The sequence below is a fragment of the Flavobacterium sp. DSP2-3-1 genome, assembly GCF_049896865.1.
Lineage (GTDB): Bacteria > Bacteroidota > Bacteroidia > Flavobacteriales > Flavobacteriaceae > Flavobacterium.
The window spans coordinates 17,735-34,365 of the sequence record NZ_JAFCVD010000016.1 but is presented as its reverse complement, the minus strand read 5'-3'; the positions used below and the strand labels follow the sequence as shown (position 1 = coordinate 34,365).

Below are 16,631 nucleotides of genomic sequence, written 5' to 3'. Positions count from 1 at the left end.
TCTTTTTTTATAAACTAATAAAACTAAACTTACGCGTCAAATTCTATTTTATCCGCACTGTCAATTTTATACAAAGATTCCTCAATAGGCAATGTAAAATAAAATGAAGTCCCGTTTCCTTCAACACTTTCAACCCATATTTTACCGTCATTTCGCTCTAAAAATCCCTTGACCAATAAAAGTCCAATTCCGGCACCTTTGTTATCTTTCCTTGCTTTAGATAGCGTACTCATTTGGGGAGTAAAAAGTTTCTCTTGCACCTCTTTAGACATTCCCGTTCCGGAATCTTTTATTTGAATTATGGCAATTTCAGCCTCAATTTTCGCCAAAATGATAATTTCCCCGTCAGGTAACGAATGCTTAATAGCATTAGAAACAATATTTTGAAAAACAGAAAAAAGCATTTTCCCATCTGCAAAAACAGTGGTATTAGCTTCAATTTCGTTAATAAGATGTATGTTGTTTAAAGATGCCGATTCCTTCAAAGATTTAAAAACTTTTTGTACATAATCAAAGAGATTAATTTTTGACGGAGAAAATACTTCCGAGGCATATTTTATTCTGGCCCATTCCACTAAATTGTCCAGCATGTTTAATTCATCAACCGCAGTTTTGTGAAGCAAATTAAGCATTTCTTTTGCCTTGGTGGTTTCTAATCGGTCCAGGTTTGTTTTCAAATATTCTGCCGTTCCAATAATTCCAGACAACGGACTTCTTAAATCATGGGAAACAATCGCAAGAACGTTCTCTTTGTGCGAGTTAAGATCTTCCAGTTCTTTTATATATTTTTTTATGGCATCCTCAGATTTCTTTCTCTCAGTCAAATCCCGCAGGATTTTTACGTAACCTAACATCTCACCATCGATTCCAATAAGCGGAAAAACCAAACCATTAGCATAAAATTCACTTCTGTCCTTACATATATGCCACCTGTTATCAGTAGCTCTTCCCTCTATTAATGCCGCTTTAATTTCTGTTTGCGGAATACCATTTTTTATATCTTCATCAGTAAAAATAATATCAAAATGCTGTCCTATAACTTGGTCTGGCTCATAACCAAATATTTTGGTTGAACCGGAACTCCAGCTATTAATTATAAAGTCATTGTCAAGAGTAAAAATCGAGTAATCATGTAAACTATCTATTATTTGGCTATAAAATTCGGCAGTCGGAACGTAATTGGTTTTAAGAATTTTAGTATTGATTTTCTCGTTTTTCATTAAATTATGTAAATAATATTTAAAATTTTGAAAGTATATATTCGTTTGATTTAACTACGTAATGTGCCCAAAGATACACAAAAGAAAACACGTTTTATGTAAAACAACTATTATAACCCGAAACAAGAATGTCTGCCCGGAAAACTACAACGGCACCGGGGTTACTGGTGAAATCGTAAGTAGTATATTTAAGTGCAATGCCGTCTTCATTCCCTTTTACAATATTCACGCCAATAAAATAATTGCTATACTTTCACGAAACTTTATCCCACAAAAAAAGCCCCGAATTTCTTCGAAGCTTTTGCTTTCTGGGTGGAAGACGGGGCTCGAACCCGCGACCCTCGGTACCACAAACCGATGCTCTAACCAACTGAGCTACAACCACCATTTGCTTAGCGGTGGCAAATATACGACATAAGTTTACTTCTGCAAATATTTTTTTTGTAAAATTACATGAAATTTACATTAAATCTCCTAAGCTATTGACTGCCAAATATCTTTCTACAGTAAATCCTTCCGCATGATCTAGTCCTGTAAGCCTTCCTAAATCTCTGGATCGGTAATTCAGGCTTTCCAGGAAGTTTTTACTCGAAATTGGTGACTCCGGTTCATTAGAATTTGCATCATAAAACTGTGAACCGTAAGCCAAAATCGACTCAATTTTTTTATCGGTGAAACCAGTAATATCAACAACGAAATCTGGCTCTATGTTTTTCCATTGTATGTAATGATACACTAATTTTGGTCGCCAGGCCTTTTGTTTCTCTCCTTCCAATGAAGTTTCAATCTTCATTAATCCAGATAAGAAACAAGCATTCGAAACCAATTTGCTTCCCTTTGCATGATCGATATGACGATCATCTATCGCATTACACAAAACAATTTCCGGTTGATACTTGCGAATCATTTTTATAATTTCCAATTGGTGCTTTTCGTCATTGACAAAAAAACCATCGCTCATTTCTAAATTTTCACGCGCTGAAACACCAAGGATTTTTGCAGCAGCATTTGCTTCCTGATCTCTTATTTCAGCTGAACCGCGAGTTCCTAATTCTCCACGAGTCAAATCGATAATTCCAACCGTTTTTCCTAAAGAGATTTCTTTCAAAATGGTTCCTGCACAACCCAATTCAACATCATCAGGATGCGCACCAAAAGCAAGTATATCTAATTTCATCTAAAATTTATTTAATGTTTTTTTACTTAGTGGTTAAACGCGCATATGACCTGCAACCTTTAACTCTTTATTTTGTCGCTTCTGCAACAAAGATTAATTACTGCAAATTCAATATTTTTTTCATTGTGACAGATTTATTGACACTTTCTTTCCACTCTTTTTCAGGAATACTGTCCTTTGTAATACCACAGCCCATATACAAATGCGCTTGATTGTCTTTAATCTGCATGCATCGCAAATTGACAAACAAATCGGATTTTAATTCTTTATTATTATATCCTTGCTTGTTTAATTCCCCTAAAAAACCGGTGTAATATTCTCTATCGTAGCCTTCATTTTCAATAATAAAATCTCTGGCAGACTCTTTTGGCAATCCGCATACGGCGGGTGTTGGATGTAAAACGGAAACGACTTGTTTCAAACTTGAATTCTCATTGATTATCCCTTCAATATCTGTTTTAATATGAGCTAAAGATCCCGCTTGTGCTGTGTATGGGCTTGAAACGGAAACTTCTGAAGTTAGATCTTTAAGATTATTTAAAATAAAATCGGTTACAAACTGCTGTTCCTCCATTTCCTTTTTCTCCCAAACTACTTCTTTCGCACCTTGAATTTTTTGCGTTCCCGCTAATGACATTGTTTCAAAATTATTATCATTGGACTTCAATAATCGCTCTGGCGTAGCGCCCATCCATAATCCTATTTTAGGATGAAACCAACAATAGCAAAAAGCAGTTGGATAGCTTTGAATTAATTTTTCGAAAATTAAAACTAAATCAAAATTTAACAAATCAACTGTTTCTTTCCTTGATACAACCACCTTTTTTAGAGTTCCTTCTGCGATTGCATCAATCCCTTTTTGAACAAGGTTTTCAAAATTTTCTTTAGCTTGACTATCTTCTGAATCTGTAAAATTTGAGTCTTGATTTTCTTCCAAAAAAGTAATCAATTCTTCCCATTTTACAGATTGATTTTTAGGTATGAGTATTCTTTGACTGCCTTCAAAAGGAGCAAAAACAAAACCTGCTTCTTCAAAATTTTCAGCAAAATATAAATGGTCATTGTTCTGAAAAAAACCTACTAGTTTAATATCATTTGGTTTTCTGTACAATACAAAAGGTAAATTCTGAGCTTTTTGTTGCTTTACTTTTATAAAAAAATCAATCATCTTTAATTTATTAAAATATAAATTTCATTAAAACTCTAAGTGTTATTATTTGCTTGATTTTTTAAAAAATTACAGTAGTCAAGTTTTCCCAAAGCTGTTTTTTGGGTTTAGCTTCATTTGCTTTCATTACTTATCTCCGTTTTTTCTTTTTGGCAAGACCATGTTCGTCAACTTACAAAGTGAGATTAAATTATTGTTTTCATCAGTAATTCGTATTTCCCAAAGATGAATGCTTCGTCCCTTGTGAACAATCGTAGCGGTTGCCGTTACAATTCCGTCCCGTTTTGCTTTCAAATGATTGGCTGAAATTTCGATACCGCGAATTTCACTTAGCTCGGAATTAACGTATAGCATAGAGGCGGCACTGCCTACACTCTCTGCTAAAGCCACTGAGGCGCCGCCATGCAACAATCCCATTGGTTGATGAACGGACGAATTTACGGGCATTGTGGCAACTAAAAAATCTTCTCCTGCATCAGTATATTCAATATTCAATGTTTGCATTAAGGTATTTTTAGAAACGTGATTGCAATATTGAAGTATTTTTTCTTTGTCGAATGTCATGTTATTGGCTTTTAAAATGTAAAATTAAATAAAAGATAAGTCACAAAATAGTAATTACAATTGTTATTCTAATTCCGAAATAGATTTTTCCTATTTTTACAAAAAATCTAACGAAATGCGTCCTATCCCATTACTACTTTTTATTGGAATAATGCTTTCAATTTTTTCCTGTCGTTCCGATTTTGAGACTGTAACAAGTACTGGCGATTTGAAATTTTCGAAAGACACTATTTATTTAGATACCGTTTTCTCTAATATTGGTTCCAGCACGTACCGACTTAAAGTGTACAACAATAGCAAGAATGACATCACTATTCCAAGTATAAAATTAGGAAAAGGATTGAACTCAAAATACAGAATTACCGTTGATGGATCGCAAGGGACAAATGGCAAAATTTTCAATAATGTGGATCTTTTAGCCAAAGACAGTTTATATATTTTCATTGAAACTACCGCTAATATCGCCGATGCTAACCCAAACGATTTTTTATACACCGATAAAATTCAGTTTGACAGTGGCGAAAATCTTCAAAATGTAGAATTGGTCACGCTGATTCAAGATGCTGTTTTCTTGTATCCAAAACGTTTTGCCGATGGAACGACTGAAACACTCCCACTAAATACCGAAAAAATTGAGGGATTTTACCTTGATGAAAATGATCCTGTAAATGGAAATGAATTACAGTTTACCAATGATAAACCTTATGTGATTTATGGTTATGCTGCGGTTCCTTCGAATAAAAAAGCCACTTTTGAAGCAGGAACCCGAGTTCATTTCCATGCAAATTCCGGACTCATTGTAGCCAATAATGCTTCCATAAATATTAATGGAACTCTGTCAACAACGGATAAACTAGAAAACGAAGTTATATTTGAAGGCGACCGTTTAGAACCGGATTTTTCGGATGTGCCAGGACAATGGGGAACCATTTGGCTTACTGATGGCAGTACCAATAATACTTTTAATCATCTCACCATTAAAAATGCTACCATTGGTTTATTGATTCAAAACAATGACGGCACAACAGTTTCTGTCAAAAATACCCAAATTTACAACAGCAGCAACTACGGAATTTTGGCGCAGACCGCAAAAATAAATGGAGAAAATATAGTCATCAATAATGCAGGATTAGCCAGTTTAGCCTGCACTTACGGAGGAAATTATTCATTTATACATTCTACCTTTAATAATAACTGGAACAGCTCGCAACAAGTGGCGGTTTTAGTGAGTAATTATATTTTGGGAGCAATTCCAGAAGTGAAAAATTTAACCGCAGCCACATTTAACAATTGCATTATTTATGGTTCTTATTCAAACGAAATGAGTTTAACAAAAAAAACTGGAGCCGCTTTTGAATACCAATTCAACAATTGCCTGATTAAATTTGATAATGTTGCCAACCAATTCATGACAAATCCCGATTATCAATTCAATACGGATACGGCACATTACAATGCGATACTTTTGAACAAGGATCCCAAATTCTTCAATATTTCAAGAAACAAATTTAATATTGACGAAACTTCTTCCGCTTTCGCAAAAGGGAATTCGGCGTATTTAATTCCGTTGGATATTATAGGAAAAACGAGAACTTTCCCGCCGGATTTAGGTGCGTACCAAAACAAAGCTTTTCCAAAATAAATCACTTTGAATGCTGAGATGTCACTTCAGTAAACAATTTATTGCAAAACTAAAAATTGAATTACGACCGCACAAAATGGTACTAATTATGTTAAAAAATTCACACGTATCTTCATAATTCCTTAACATAAACCACTTAAAAAGTTATAAATTTGCATGTCTTCACTATTTTAAAATTTGAAAATCAAGTTTTACAATCGGAAACTAACCCCAATAACCTAAAACAGTTTTAATTTATGAAAAAAATCTACTCAGTCTTATTATTCCTCATCGTTACAGTTAGTATAGCCCAGATACCAAGTGGCTATTACACGACCGCTACCGGAACTAGTTACACCTTAAAAACACAATTGTACAACATCATCAAAGGCCATACAGATAATGGGTATTCAGGATTATACACTATTTATCAAACCTCAGACAGAGATTATTATTATGAAAATGATGCCACAATATTAGACATGTATTCTGAAAATCCATCAGGAACAGATCCTTACACTTATTCCGCCGGCACCACTCAAAGATGCGGCACCTACAGCGTAGAAGGCGATTGCTACAATAGAGAACACATTATTCCGCAGTCTATTTTTGGTTCAGCGGCTCCGATGGTTTCAGATGCCCATTTTATCACACCAACAGACGGTAAAGTAAACGGTCAACGTTCTAATTACCCACACGGACCAGTGACTTCTCCAACGTGGACCTCCAGAAACGGCAGTAAACTTGGATCCAGCACAACTGCTGGTTATTCCGGACCTATTTTCGAACCTATCAATGAATTTAAAGGTGATATTGCCCGAATGTACTTTTATTTTGCCACACGATATGAGAATACTGTTGCTGGTTATTCTTACGCGATGTTCAATGGCACTAGCAATCAAGTTTTTACCACTTCATTTTTAAACTTATTGATCACTTGGCACAATCAAGATCCGGTTAGCACAAGAGAAATTGCCCGCAATAACGCTATATATAGTTCCCAAAACAATAGAAATCCATATATTGACCATCCGGAATATGTACAATCCATTTGGAACCCAACCGCTGATGCACAAGTCCCTACAACTCCAGCAAATTTAGTAGCTAGCGGAACAACATCAAATTCAGTTACATTAAGCTGGACAGCTTCCACTGATAATACAGGAGTGAGTGGCTATAATGTATACATGAACAATGCTTTAAAAACAACTGTAACAAATACAACAACAACTATTACTGGACTACCCGCTTCTACTGCCTTCTCTTTCTTTGTAAAAGCTAAAGATGCCGCAGGAAATATCTCTGGCGCAAGTAACACGGTAAATGTGACAACTGCTGCAGCGAGCAGTGCAACTGCAACCGATTTATTATTTTCAGAATATATTGAAGGTTCGTCAAACAACAAAGCGTTGGAAATTTCGAATGCAACTGGCGCAGCGATCAACTTATCGATTTATACCATTAAAAAACAAACAAACGGTGCCGGTGCCTGGAGTACAGGGTTAAGTCTAACAGGAACTTTGATTACCGGAAGTAAATTCACTATTGTAAATAATTTAATGGCGTCCAGTTGTTATGCTACCTCATCTGCAAACCTTTCTACAGCGGCAACTGAAATGACTTTTAATGGAAATGATGCTTTAGGTTTATTCAAAAACGGAATTTTAATTGATATCATTGGAACTTTTAACGGTGGAACGGCAAACTTTGCTGCGGATCAAACCATCCGAAGAAAATCTACCGTTACAGCACCAACGACTACTTTCAACAAAACGACCCAATGGGATTCTTACACTTCTGATACCTGTAACAATTTAGGAAGCCGCATGGCCGAAAACGCGCCAAAAACCAGTATTGCTTTGGATATAAATGATATCGCCCTCTATCCAAATCCATCCAATGGAAATTTTTCTATAAACAATTCGAATAAAATATACTCCATCGAAGTTTATTCGATAACCGGTCAGAAGATTTTCGAAGAAAAAAACAGCACTAAAGCAGAAATTACACTGCCCAATAGTGCGAAAGGAACGTACTTAGTTCGGGTTACTGTGGATTCAAATTCAGTCATTAAGAAATTAATAATCAACTAATAAAAAAAGCGGCAAATTGCCGCTTTTTTTTGTTCTAATTATAAAAAAATTTGTTTTTATTTTAAAAAAAAGATGCCTTGACTCTGTATTTCAAAATCGCTTTTAGGTTTCTTTTCTTTTATCATAATCTAAAATAAGACTATGAATACAGTATTTAAAATGTTTTGAGGTGTTCATTTACTTACTTATTGTAATATCTTGATCTAAAACTTTTTGAGTGTTCTTCATTCCGTTAATATGTAATTCACATATGTTTTAATTGTAAATTGACCTATCAATTCGGTAACTAAACTCGTCTAAATATGCTCTTTATAAACCTAAGAAAAAGTACTTCTCAACCAAGATTTTACTTGATGAATTATAGTATTTAATTCTTTTGAAGATTTTTCTTTGTTACTTTTTATCTGTTTCAAAATAAACCCTTTTTTTAACGGATTATTTCCAGTCTATTTGTCTCTTTTTATTGTCGCAGATTTAGATATATATTTATCAAATATTTTACGAATTTCTTTGCATGAATAATCTTCAAGTAGGTTAAATATACTTTTTTGATTTCGCCAGTATGATTTGTTTCAACGGCGATTATAAACATCTTTTTTTTTGAATCATTACTTCTTTATTGCTTGCGCTCTTCTTTTCCACCCAAAACAAATTAATCAGTAAAAACCTGATAAATCACTGGTTGTGGAACACTAATTACTACACTAATTCTGAATTTTTAAATGAAATTTGTAGCCGAAGTGTTCCTGCTTTTTAATCGTTTTTTCGTTTGTTTCGTCGAGAAATCTTTTGTGGTTGCACTCCTCTCAAAAACAATTGTAAATGCTTTTCACAAACCAAATCGAACTCTGTGAAAAATAGTATTTCCGATTGGACTTTCAATATGATGGCACGCTCTACGTTCTCTGGCAAAATTCTTCAAAAGAACAGTAAATTTTGTGCGATTGCATTTTACACATGTAAACCTTTTTTCGACTTTATTTATGCCAAATATTCTAAACAATTAAAATTTGGTTTAAACTTTTTGGTGAATTTTAAAATACATTTTTCTACGCATTTTTCGATACTTTAAATATAAATCAAACGATGAGTAATTATCACGACCGCTCCAAATAATTTAAATTGTAACAAAATTTTGAATATTATAATTTATTTATTAAATTATATAACACTCTAACTATCAGTTATTAATATCTTTGTTTAATGTAAAAATTTAACGAAATAAATACAAATGGAAACGTCTAATCATACATCCGAGTTCGAAGATGGAACTGTAACTTCTGGAACTAATCTTTCATATTGGTTTTCTTCCAATATAAAGACGCTAACTTTTGAGAAATTAAGCCAAAATATTGATACAGATATTTTAGTGATAGGAGGCGGCATTGCAGGACTGACTACTGCATACTGTCTTGCAAAGTCGGGACGTAAAGTAATTTTAGTGGAAGACGGATACATCGGAAGCGGTGAAACTGGAAGAACTACCGCTCATCTTACTTGTGCGCTTGACGATCGGTATTATGAATTGGAAGAAAATTTCGATGTACAAGCTGCAAAATTAATAGCTAATAGTCATATGGCTGCAATTGAATGGATAGCCAATACTGTAGAGGATCATAATATTGATTGTCATTTTAAAAGAGTGGATGGTTATTTGTTTTTAAGTTCTTCTGACACAGTAGAAACTTTGGAAAAAGAATATGAAGCAACAAAACGTGCAGGACTAACTACAGAGATGTTGAATTATATCCCATCTGTAGTTTCGGAAAACAGCAATTTGTGTATCAAATTTTCTGATCAAGCACAATTCCACATACTGCTTTATCTTACCGGTTTGGCAGAAGCTTTTATAAGCTTAGGAGGAAAAATATATACACAAACAAAAGCAGAAAACATTACGGATCAGGGCGCTACTGCAAACGGTTTTACAGTAAAAGCAAATCACATTGTAGTTGCAACCAACACGCCAATTAACGACTGGATAACTATGCATACTAAACAATGGCCTTATCGGTCCTATGTTATAGGTATCAAAATTCTGAAAGGAAAACTCCCTTACGCATTATGGTGGGATACTGGCGATATGAGTTCAAAATGGATCGTAAAACCTTACCATTATGTCCGTTTAGAAGAATATGACGAACAGTATGACTTGTTGATTGCCGGTGGTGAAGACCATCGCACGGGGCAGGCAGATGACGAAAATATTAACGAAGAAGACCGTTATGCGAAATTGGAAAAATGGACAAAAAAACATTTTCCTGTAACTGGAGTTGTTGAATTCAAATGGTCAGGTCAGGTGATGGAACCTCTTGATTCATTGGCATACATTGGCAAAAATACTGGGGAAGATAACATTTACATTATCACGGGCGATTCCGGTAACGGTATGACGCATGGAACACTTGGGGGAATAATTATTAACGATATAATTACCGGAAAAGAAAATCCTTGGATTGAAATATATAGCCCCTCTCGCATTAGCCTAAAAAAAACTGGTGATTACCTGCATGAGGTTGGAAACATGGTTGCGCAATTTGCTGACTGGATTGTTCCGGAAGATATAAAGGAAGTAACCGATTTAAAACCAGGAGAAGGAGGAATAATTTCAGTAGGGTTAAAAAAAATAACGGCCTATCGTGATGAACAAAATAATCTTCATACCTGTTCTGCAGTATGTCCTCATTTAGGTGCTATACTGCAATGGAATGCCGATGAAAAAACATTTGATTGTCCAATGCACGGCTCCCGTTTCACAAAATTAGGTAATGTGATAAATGGACCGGCATCATCAGATTTAAAAAAAATTACACATAATGAGCCTAAAATCTAAAAATTATAATTTACGATTCGTTAGAAAGACTCCATTGATAATACTGGAGTAAGTGGAGACTATGTGTACGTAAACAGTGCTTTAAAAACAACTGTAATCACTCCATCAACAACTATCAATTTACTAACTGGTTCTACCACCTTACCGTTGAGTGTAATTAAATTTGTTTAATTTTTTAACCACATAGAAAAATAGATTTTAAAATTATCTAAGGCGTTTCACTTTTTTAGAGAAAATCATTGCTATGCGAATCCAAAAATTGGGCTGTCCAACTCTTTTTTCTATGTTTCTATGTGGTTCAATTTTTTTATTTACAGTTAATTGAAATTTTCAATAATTACACCCAACGGGTACTTCCTTCTCTTTTATTATAAAAGCTAAAGTTGTCGCCGGAACTATCCCTCTAGAAAGTAACACAGTAAATTTAACAACTTCTGCAGTGGGCGGTTCAACTGTAACGGATTTGTTGTTTTCTGAATTTATTGAAGGTTCCATAAACGATAAAGCGTTGGGAATTTCGAATGCAACTGGCCCAGCGATCGACTTATCAATTTATAGCATCCAAAAACAAACGAACGGTTCCTCCGATCGGATTCCAGGGTTATATTTAACAGGAACTTTGAATAACGGGAGTAAATTCACTATTGTAAATAGTTTAATGGCCTCCATTTATTATCCTTTATCCTCTGCAAACCTTTTTACAGCTGAAACTGCAATGACTTTTAATGGAAATGATGCTGTAGGTTTACACAAAAACGGAGATTTAATTGATATCACAGGAACTTTTAACGGCGGAACGGCAAACTTCGCAGCAGATCAAACCATCAGAACGAAATCTACCGTTACTTCTCCAACTACTACTTTTAATAAAACAACGCAGTGGGATTCTTACACTTCTGACACGTGTAACAATTTAGGACGTCGCATGGCCGAAAACGTGCCAAAAACCAATATTGCTTTAAATATAAATGATATCGCCCTATATCCAAATCCATCCAATGGAAATTTCTCTATCAACAATTCGAATAAAATATATGCTTTCGAAATTTAATCTATAATTGGTCAGAAAATTTTCAGCGTAGAACACAGTACCAAATTAGGAATTACTTTACCAAATAGTGTAAAACGAACGTACTTGGTTCGAGTTAGCATCGGTGCGCATTCGGTCATAAAGAAATCAATAATTAAATAATTGGGAAAGCGACAAATTTGCCGCTTTTTTTATACCCAAAATTTAATCTTAATTGACTAAATTTGCACCGCAATACAACAAACTACACAACAATGATCCATTTCTTTGAAAACCAAAGCAAAACTGTTTTTGCAGTACAAACGCAAAACGAAATTTCGGCTCAAGACATTTCAAAACTTAACTGGCTTTTTGCCGATTCAAATAAAATAGAAAAATCCGTATTGACGGATTTTTTTGTTGGTCCTCGCGCCACAATGATAACGCCCTGGAGCACTAATGCTGTGGAAATTACCCAAAACATGGGAATTTCCGGTATTATTAGAATCGAAGAATTTCATAAAGCAACAGCTGATTTTTCTGATTTTGATCCAATGCTTTCGCAAAAATACGCTGAGTTAAATCAAGATATTTTCACTATTAACGTACTGCCGGAAGCCATTTTGGATATCGACGATATTGCTGCTTACAACAAAAAAGAAGGATTGTCTTTAAGTCCGGAAGAAGTAGCATATTTGGATAATTTAGCAATTAAATTAGGACGGAAATTAACGGATTCAGAAATTTTTGGTTTCTCACAAGCCAATTCAGAGCACTGTCGTCATAAAATATTCAACGGAAAATTCATCATTGATGGTGAAGAAAAAGAGTCGTCTTTATTCAAATTAATCAAAAAAACATCACAGGAAAATCCGAATAATATTGTTTCGGCTTACAAAGACAACGTTGCTTTTGTAAAAGGGCCTCGGGTACAACAATTTGCTCCAAAAAGCGCTGATAAACCTGATTTTTACGAAATAAAAGAATTTGATTCGGTTATTTCATTAAAAGCAGAGACACATAATTTCCCGACAACCGTTGAGCCTTTCAACGGAGCTGCAACGGGTTCTGGAGGAGAAATTCGGGATCGTTTAGCAGGTGGACAAGGTTCTTTGCCGATGGCGGGAACAGCAGTTTACATGACATCATATTCTCGTTTAGAAGAAAACAGACCGTGGGAAAACGGTATGACCGAAAGAAAATGGTTGTATCAAACCCCAATGGATATTTTGATCAAAGCTTCCAACGGAGCTTCTGATTTTGGAAATAAATTTGGACAACCGTTAATTACAGGTTCTATCCTGACTTTCGAACACGAAGAAGACGCTCGCAAACTAGGTTTCGACAAAGTAATTATGCAAGCGGGTGGAATTGGTTACGGAAAATTAGACCAAGCAATTAAGAAAAAACCCCAAACAGGGGATAAAATTGTTATTCTTGGTGGGGAAAATTATAGAATTGGGATGGGTGGAGCTGCCGTTTCTTCAGCAGATACGGGCGCTTTCAGTTCAGGAATTGAATTGAACGCGATCCAACGTTCGAACCCAGAAATGCAAAAACGTGCTGCCAATGCCATTCGTGGTTTGGTAGAAAGCGATATCAATCCAATTGTTTCTATTCACGATCACGGCGCTGGCGGACATTTAAACTGTCTTTCAGAATTAGTGGAAGATACTGGTGGATTAATTGATTTAGACAAATTGCCTGTGGGAGATCCTACCCTTTCGGCAAAAGAAATCATTGGTAACGAATCTCAGGAAAGAATGGGATTAGTTATTGGCAAAGAAAACATTGATTTATTGCAAAAAATTGCCGACCGCGAACGTTCTCCGATGTATCAAGTGGGAGACGTAACTGGAGATCACCGTTTTACTTTCCAATCAAAATCAACTGGTGCCAAACCAATGGATTTTGCCTTGGAAGACTTTTTTGGAAGTTCTCCAAAAGTGGTCATGACGGACAAAACAATCGAAAGAAACTATACAGATTTAGTATACGATAAAAAGAACATCACCACGTATTTAGAGCAAGTCCTTCAGCTGGAAGCAGTGGCTTGTAAAGACTGGTTGACCAATAAAGTGGACCGTTGTGTAGGTGGTAAAGTGGCTAAACAGCAATGCGCAGGACCTTTGCAATTGCCATTGAACAATTGTGGTGTAATGGCCTTGGATTACCAGGGAATAGAAGGAGTTGCCACTTCATTAGGTCACTCTCCTGTTGCAGCATTGATTGATCCCGTTGCCGGGAGCAGAACTGCGATTGCAGAAGCATTGTCTAACATCGTTTGGGCTCCAATAAAAGATGGTTTAGACGGAATTTCACTTTCGGCGAACTGGATGTGGGCGTGTAAAAACGAAGGGGAAGATGCGCGTTTATATGCAGCAGTTCAAGGTTGTTCGGATTTTGCAATCGAATTGGGAATCAATATTCCAACAGGAAAAGATTCACTTTCAATGAAACAGAAATATCCAAATGAAGAAGTAATCGCACCGGGAACGGTAATTATTTCAGCAGGTGGAAATTGTACCGATATTAGAAAAGTAGTGGAACCCGTTTTACAAAGAGACGGCGGTTCTATATATTATATCAATTTGTCACAAGATGATTTCAAATTAGGTGGTTCTTCGTTTGCGCAAACGTTGAATACTATTGGAAAAGAAGTACCAACGATTAAAGACGCTGCCTTTTTTAAAAGAGCGTTCAATACAATACAAGAATTAATTTTAGACAACAATATCCTTGCAGGACACGACATTGGAAGTGGTGGATTGATCACAACTTTATTAGAAATGTGTTTTGCCGATGTGAATTTAGGAGCTAAAATAGACTTCTCCTTTTTCGAAGAAAAAGACATCATCAAATATCTTTTTGCAGAAAATATCGGAATTGTTTTCCAAGCAAAATCGGATGCTGATGTTGAATCTAGATTAAACGCCAATAACGTTTCTTTCTATAAATTAGGAACAGCTACAAGTGAAGCGACTTTAGATTTTGGTCCTTATACATTAGACATCGCAAAATACAGAGATGTTTGGTTCAAAACTTCGTTTTTATTAGACCAAAAACAATCGAAAAACGGAGCGGCTCTGGCACGTTTTGACAATTACAAAAACCAAGCGTTACAGTATACTTTTCCAGTACATTTTACAGGAAAAAAACCAGTTATCGACAATTCTAAACCGCGTCCTAAAGCAGCTATTATCCGTGAAAAAGGAAGTAATTCGGAACGCGAAATGGCTAACGCGATGTACTTAGCCGGTTTTGATGTCAAAGATGTTCACATGACCGATTTGATTTCAGGTCGTGAAACTTTGGAAGACATTCAGTTTATTGGAGCTGTTGGTGGATTCTCTAATTCTGATGTTTTAGGTTCTGCCAAAGGTTGGGCCGGAGCATTTTTATACAATGAAAAAGCAAAAACAGCTTTAGATAATTTCTTTAAAAGAGACGACACTTTATCTGTTGGAATCTGTAATGGTTGCCAATTGTTCATGGAATTGGAGGTAATTAATCCGGAGCATGAAATTCACGGAAAAATGTTGCACAACGAAAGTAATAAACACGAAAGTATTTTTACATCGGTAACAGTGCAGGAAAACAATTCGGTGATGCTTTCTTCATTAGCAGGAACCACGCTTGGAGTTTGGGTTTCGCATGGTGAGGGTAAATTCAATTTGCCGATGGGCGAAGAAAACTATAATATTGTTTCTAAATATGCCTATGAAGGCTACCCTGCTAATCCAAACGGCTCTCATTTTGATGTTGCCATGCTTTGCGACAAAACAGGGCGTCATTTGGTTATGATGCCGCACATTGAGCGTTCTACGTTCCAATGGAACTGGGCACATTACCCAAAAAATAGAAATGATGAAGTTTCACCTTGGCATGAAGCTTTTGTTAATGCCAGAAAATGGATGGACAAAAAATAAGTGGAAAAATAGATTTCTCAAAAGCGTTCCTGGATAAGGAGCGCTTTTTTATTACCAAACAATCTTAAAATTTGATATAAAGGAAACAACTGCATTGCACAGCAACAATGCGTTCACGAACTTTAAATTATAATTTTATTGGTCCCAAAAATAGTTAAAACTATGCACTTTAGTGCATTTCGCTTTTAGCTTCTAAAAATGTACATTTGAAATATGGATTTTCAAAGAACAAATGGACATACAGTATCAAGATTGACCGTTCATATAGTTTGGGCTACAAAGTATAGATATGCAGTTTTGCAAGGGGATATTAAATTGCGATGTAGAACTATTTTGATACAAATATGTGAAGCGGAAGGAGTTCAGATATTAAAGGGAGTAGTGTCAAAAGATCATGTCCATATGCACATTGAATATCGTCCTTCCCAAGATGTAAGTACTTTGGTTAAATTAATGAAAGGTCGTTCTTCAAGAAAACTACAAATTGAATTCCCAGACCTTAAAAAAAGATATTGGGGTCGTCATTTTTGGGCAATAGGTTTTGGATGTTGGAGTACGGGTAATATAACAGATGAAATGGTAAATCAATATTTGGAACATCACAGAAAGCCGAATGAAAACAATATTGATAACTTCATAATTGAGGACTAGCAACGTGCAGACTTTAAGTCTGACAACCAAATCTATGGACTTTCAGTCCATAGTGGTTTAGTTTTTTTTAAATCACCTTCTACACTTCTCATTTTCAACGAAAACATCCATTTAAATCAGAGGCTTGATTAAGTACTTTGCAACGTAGATTGCTAATAATAAATTTTAAGACTATTCAAAAAAATACGAAAAGATCGAAAAAGTTGCGCCTAGTTTATACGAATAGGACAGAACTCTTTGCATACGAGCGTCAAAGGAAATAATATTGTATAAGCCATAAATACAAAACTTCGGCTCTAAGTACTAATGTAAGCTTGTATACATCAGTTTTGGAACTTACACTGTATAAGTGAACTTATATTTTAC

At 35.3% G+C, this 16,631-nt stretch carries 10 protein-coding genes and 1 tRNA gene; 6 read left to right on the top strand and 5 right to left on the bottom strand.

Translation table 11 applies throughout. The annotated features are described in order from the left end of the window. Positions 1–29: 29 nt before the first annotated feature. From ACP7AT_RS15290 to ACP7AT_RS15270, 5 genes are all read right to left on the bottom strand, one after another. Positions 30–1,220, bottom strand: coding sequence for a PAS domain-containing sensor histidine kinase (locus ACP7AT_RS15290; RefSeq protein WP_426065295.1), 1,191 nt, complete (start codon positions 1,218–1,220; stop codon positions 30–32). A gap of 310 nt (positions 1,221–1,530) precedes the next feature. After that, positions 1,531–1,606 (bottom strand) — tRNA-His (locus ACP7AT_RS15285). 74 nt (positions 1,607–1,680) lie between these two features. Further along, entirely contained in the window at positions 1,681–2,397 is a 717-nt protein-coding gene (gene bshB1, locus ACP7AT_RS15280) for a bacillithiol biosynthesis deacetylase BshB1 (RefSeq protein ID WP_426065294.1), read from the bottom strand. A gap of 97 nt (positions 2,398–2,494) precedes the next feature. After that, positions 2,495–3,565, bottom strand: a complete 1,071-nt coding sequence (locus ACP7AT_RS15275) for a chorismate-binding protein (RefSeq protein ID WP_426065292.1) — start codon at positions 3,563–3,565, stop codon at positions 2,495–2,497. Positions 3,566–3,691: 126 nt separating this feature from the next. After that, positions 3,692–4,129, bottom strand: coding sequence for a PaaI family thioesterase (locus ACP7AT_RS15270; RefSeq protein ID WP_426065291.1), 438 nt, complete (start codon positions 4,127–4,129; stop codon positions 3,692–3,694). 115 nt (positions 4,130–4,244) lie between these two features. Between ACP7AT_RS15270 and ACP7AT_RS15265 the strand changes: the two genes are divergently transcribed. From ACP7AT_RS15265 to tnpA, 6 genes are all read left to right on the top strand, one after another. Continuing rightward, entirely contained in the window at positions 4,245–5,771 is a 1,527-nt protein-coding gene (locus ACP7AT_RS15265; protein ID WP_426065290.1) for a hypothetical protein, read from the top strand. Positions 5,772–6,007: 236 nt separating this feature from the next. After that, positions 6,008–7,843 (top strand): endonuclease, encoded by a 1,836-nt coding sequence (locus tag ACP7AT_RS15260; protein WP_426065289.1) that lies wholly within the window; start codon positions 6,008–6,010, stop codon positions 7,841–7,843. Between the two features lie 1,231 nt (positions 7,844–9,074). After that, the gene (locus ACP7AT_RS15255) at positions 9,075–10,676 is read left to right on the top strand and encodes an FAD-dependent oxidoreductase (protein ID WP_426065288.1); all 1,602 of its coding nucleotides are present in this window, start codon (positions 9,075–9,077) and stop codon (positions 10,674–10,676) included. Positions 10,677–11,115: 439 nt separating this feature from the next. Further along, a complete protein-coding gene (locus ACP7AT_RS15250) occupies positions 11,116–11,727 on the top strand; it encodes a hypothetical protein (RefSeq protein ID WP_426065286.1) in 612 nt (203 codons plus the stop codon). A gap of 233 nt (positions 11,728–11,960) precedes the next feature. Further along, positions 11,961–15,614, top strand: a complete 3,654-nt coding sequence (gene purL, locus ACP7AT_RS15245; RefSeq protein WP_426065285.1) for a phosphoribosylformylglycinamidine synthase — start codon at positions 11,961–11,963, stop codon at positions 15,612–15,614. A 213-nt stretch (positions 15,615–15,827) separates the two neighbouring features. Beyond that, entirely contained in the window at positions 15,828–16,265 is a 438-nt protein-coding gene (tnpA, locus tag ACP7AT_RS15240; RefSeq protein ID WP_426065283.1) for an IS200/IS605 family transposase, read from the top strand. Positions 16,266–16,631 lie beyond the last annotated feature (366 nt).

Excerpts from the sequence above, each read along its gene's own strand:
- ACP7AT_RS15270 (WP_426065291.1), bottom strand. The coding sequence starts at position 4,129 with ATGACATTCGACAAAGAAAAAATACTTCAATATTGCAATCACGTTTCT.
- ACP7AT_RS15255 (WP_426065288.1), top strand. The coding sequence starts at position 9,075 with ATGGAAACGTCTAATCATACATCCGAGTTCGAAGATGGAACTGTAACT.
- ACP7AT_RS15265 (WP_426065290.1), top strand. The coding sequence starts at position 4,245 with ATGCGTCCTATCCCATTACTACTTTTTATTGGAATAATGCTTTCAATT.
- tnpA (WP_426065283.1), top strand. The coding sequence starts at position 15,828 with ATGGATTTTCAAAGAACAAATGGACATACAGTATCAAGATTGACCGTT.
- ACP7AT_RS15275 (WP_426065292.1), bottom strand. The coding sequence starts at position 3,565 with ATGATTGATTTTTTTATAAAAGTAAAGCAACAAAAAGCTCAGAATTTA.
- ACP7AT_RS15290 (WP_426065295.1), bottom strand. The coding sequence starts at position 1,220 with ATGAAAAACGAGAAAATCAATACTAAAATTCTTAAAACCAATTACGTT.
- purL (WP_426065285.1), top strand. The coding sequence starts at position 11,961 with ATGATCCATTTCTTTGAAAACCAAAGCAAAACTGTTTTTGCAGTACAA.
- bshB1 (WP_426065294.1), bottom strand. The coding sequence starts at position 2,397 with ATGAAATTAGATATACTTGCTTTTGGTGCGCATCCTGATGATGTTGAA.
- ACP7AT_RS15260 (WP_426065289.1), top strand. The coding sequence starts at position 6,008 with ATGAAAAAAATCTACTCAGTCTTATTATTCCTCATCGTTACAGTTAGT.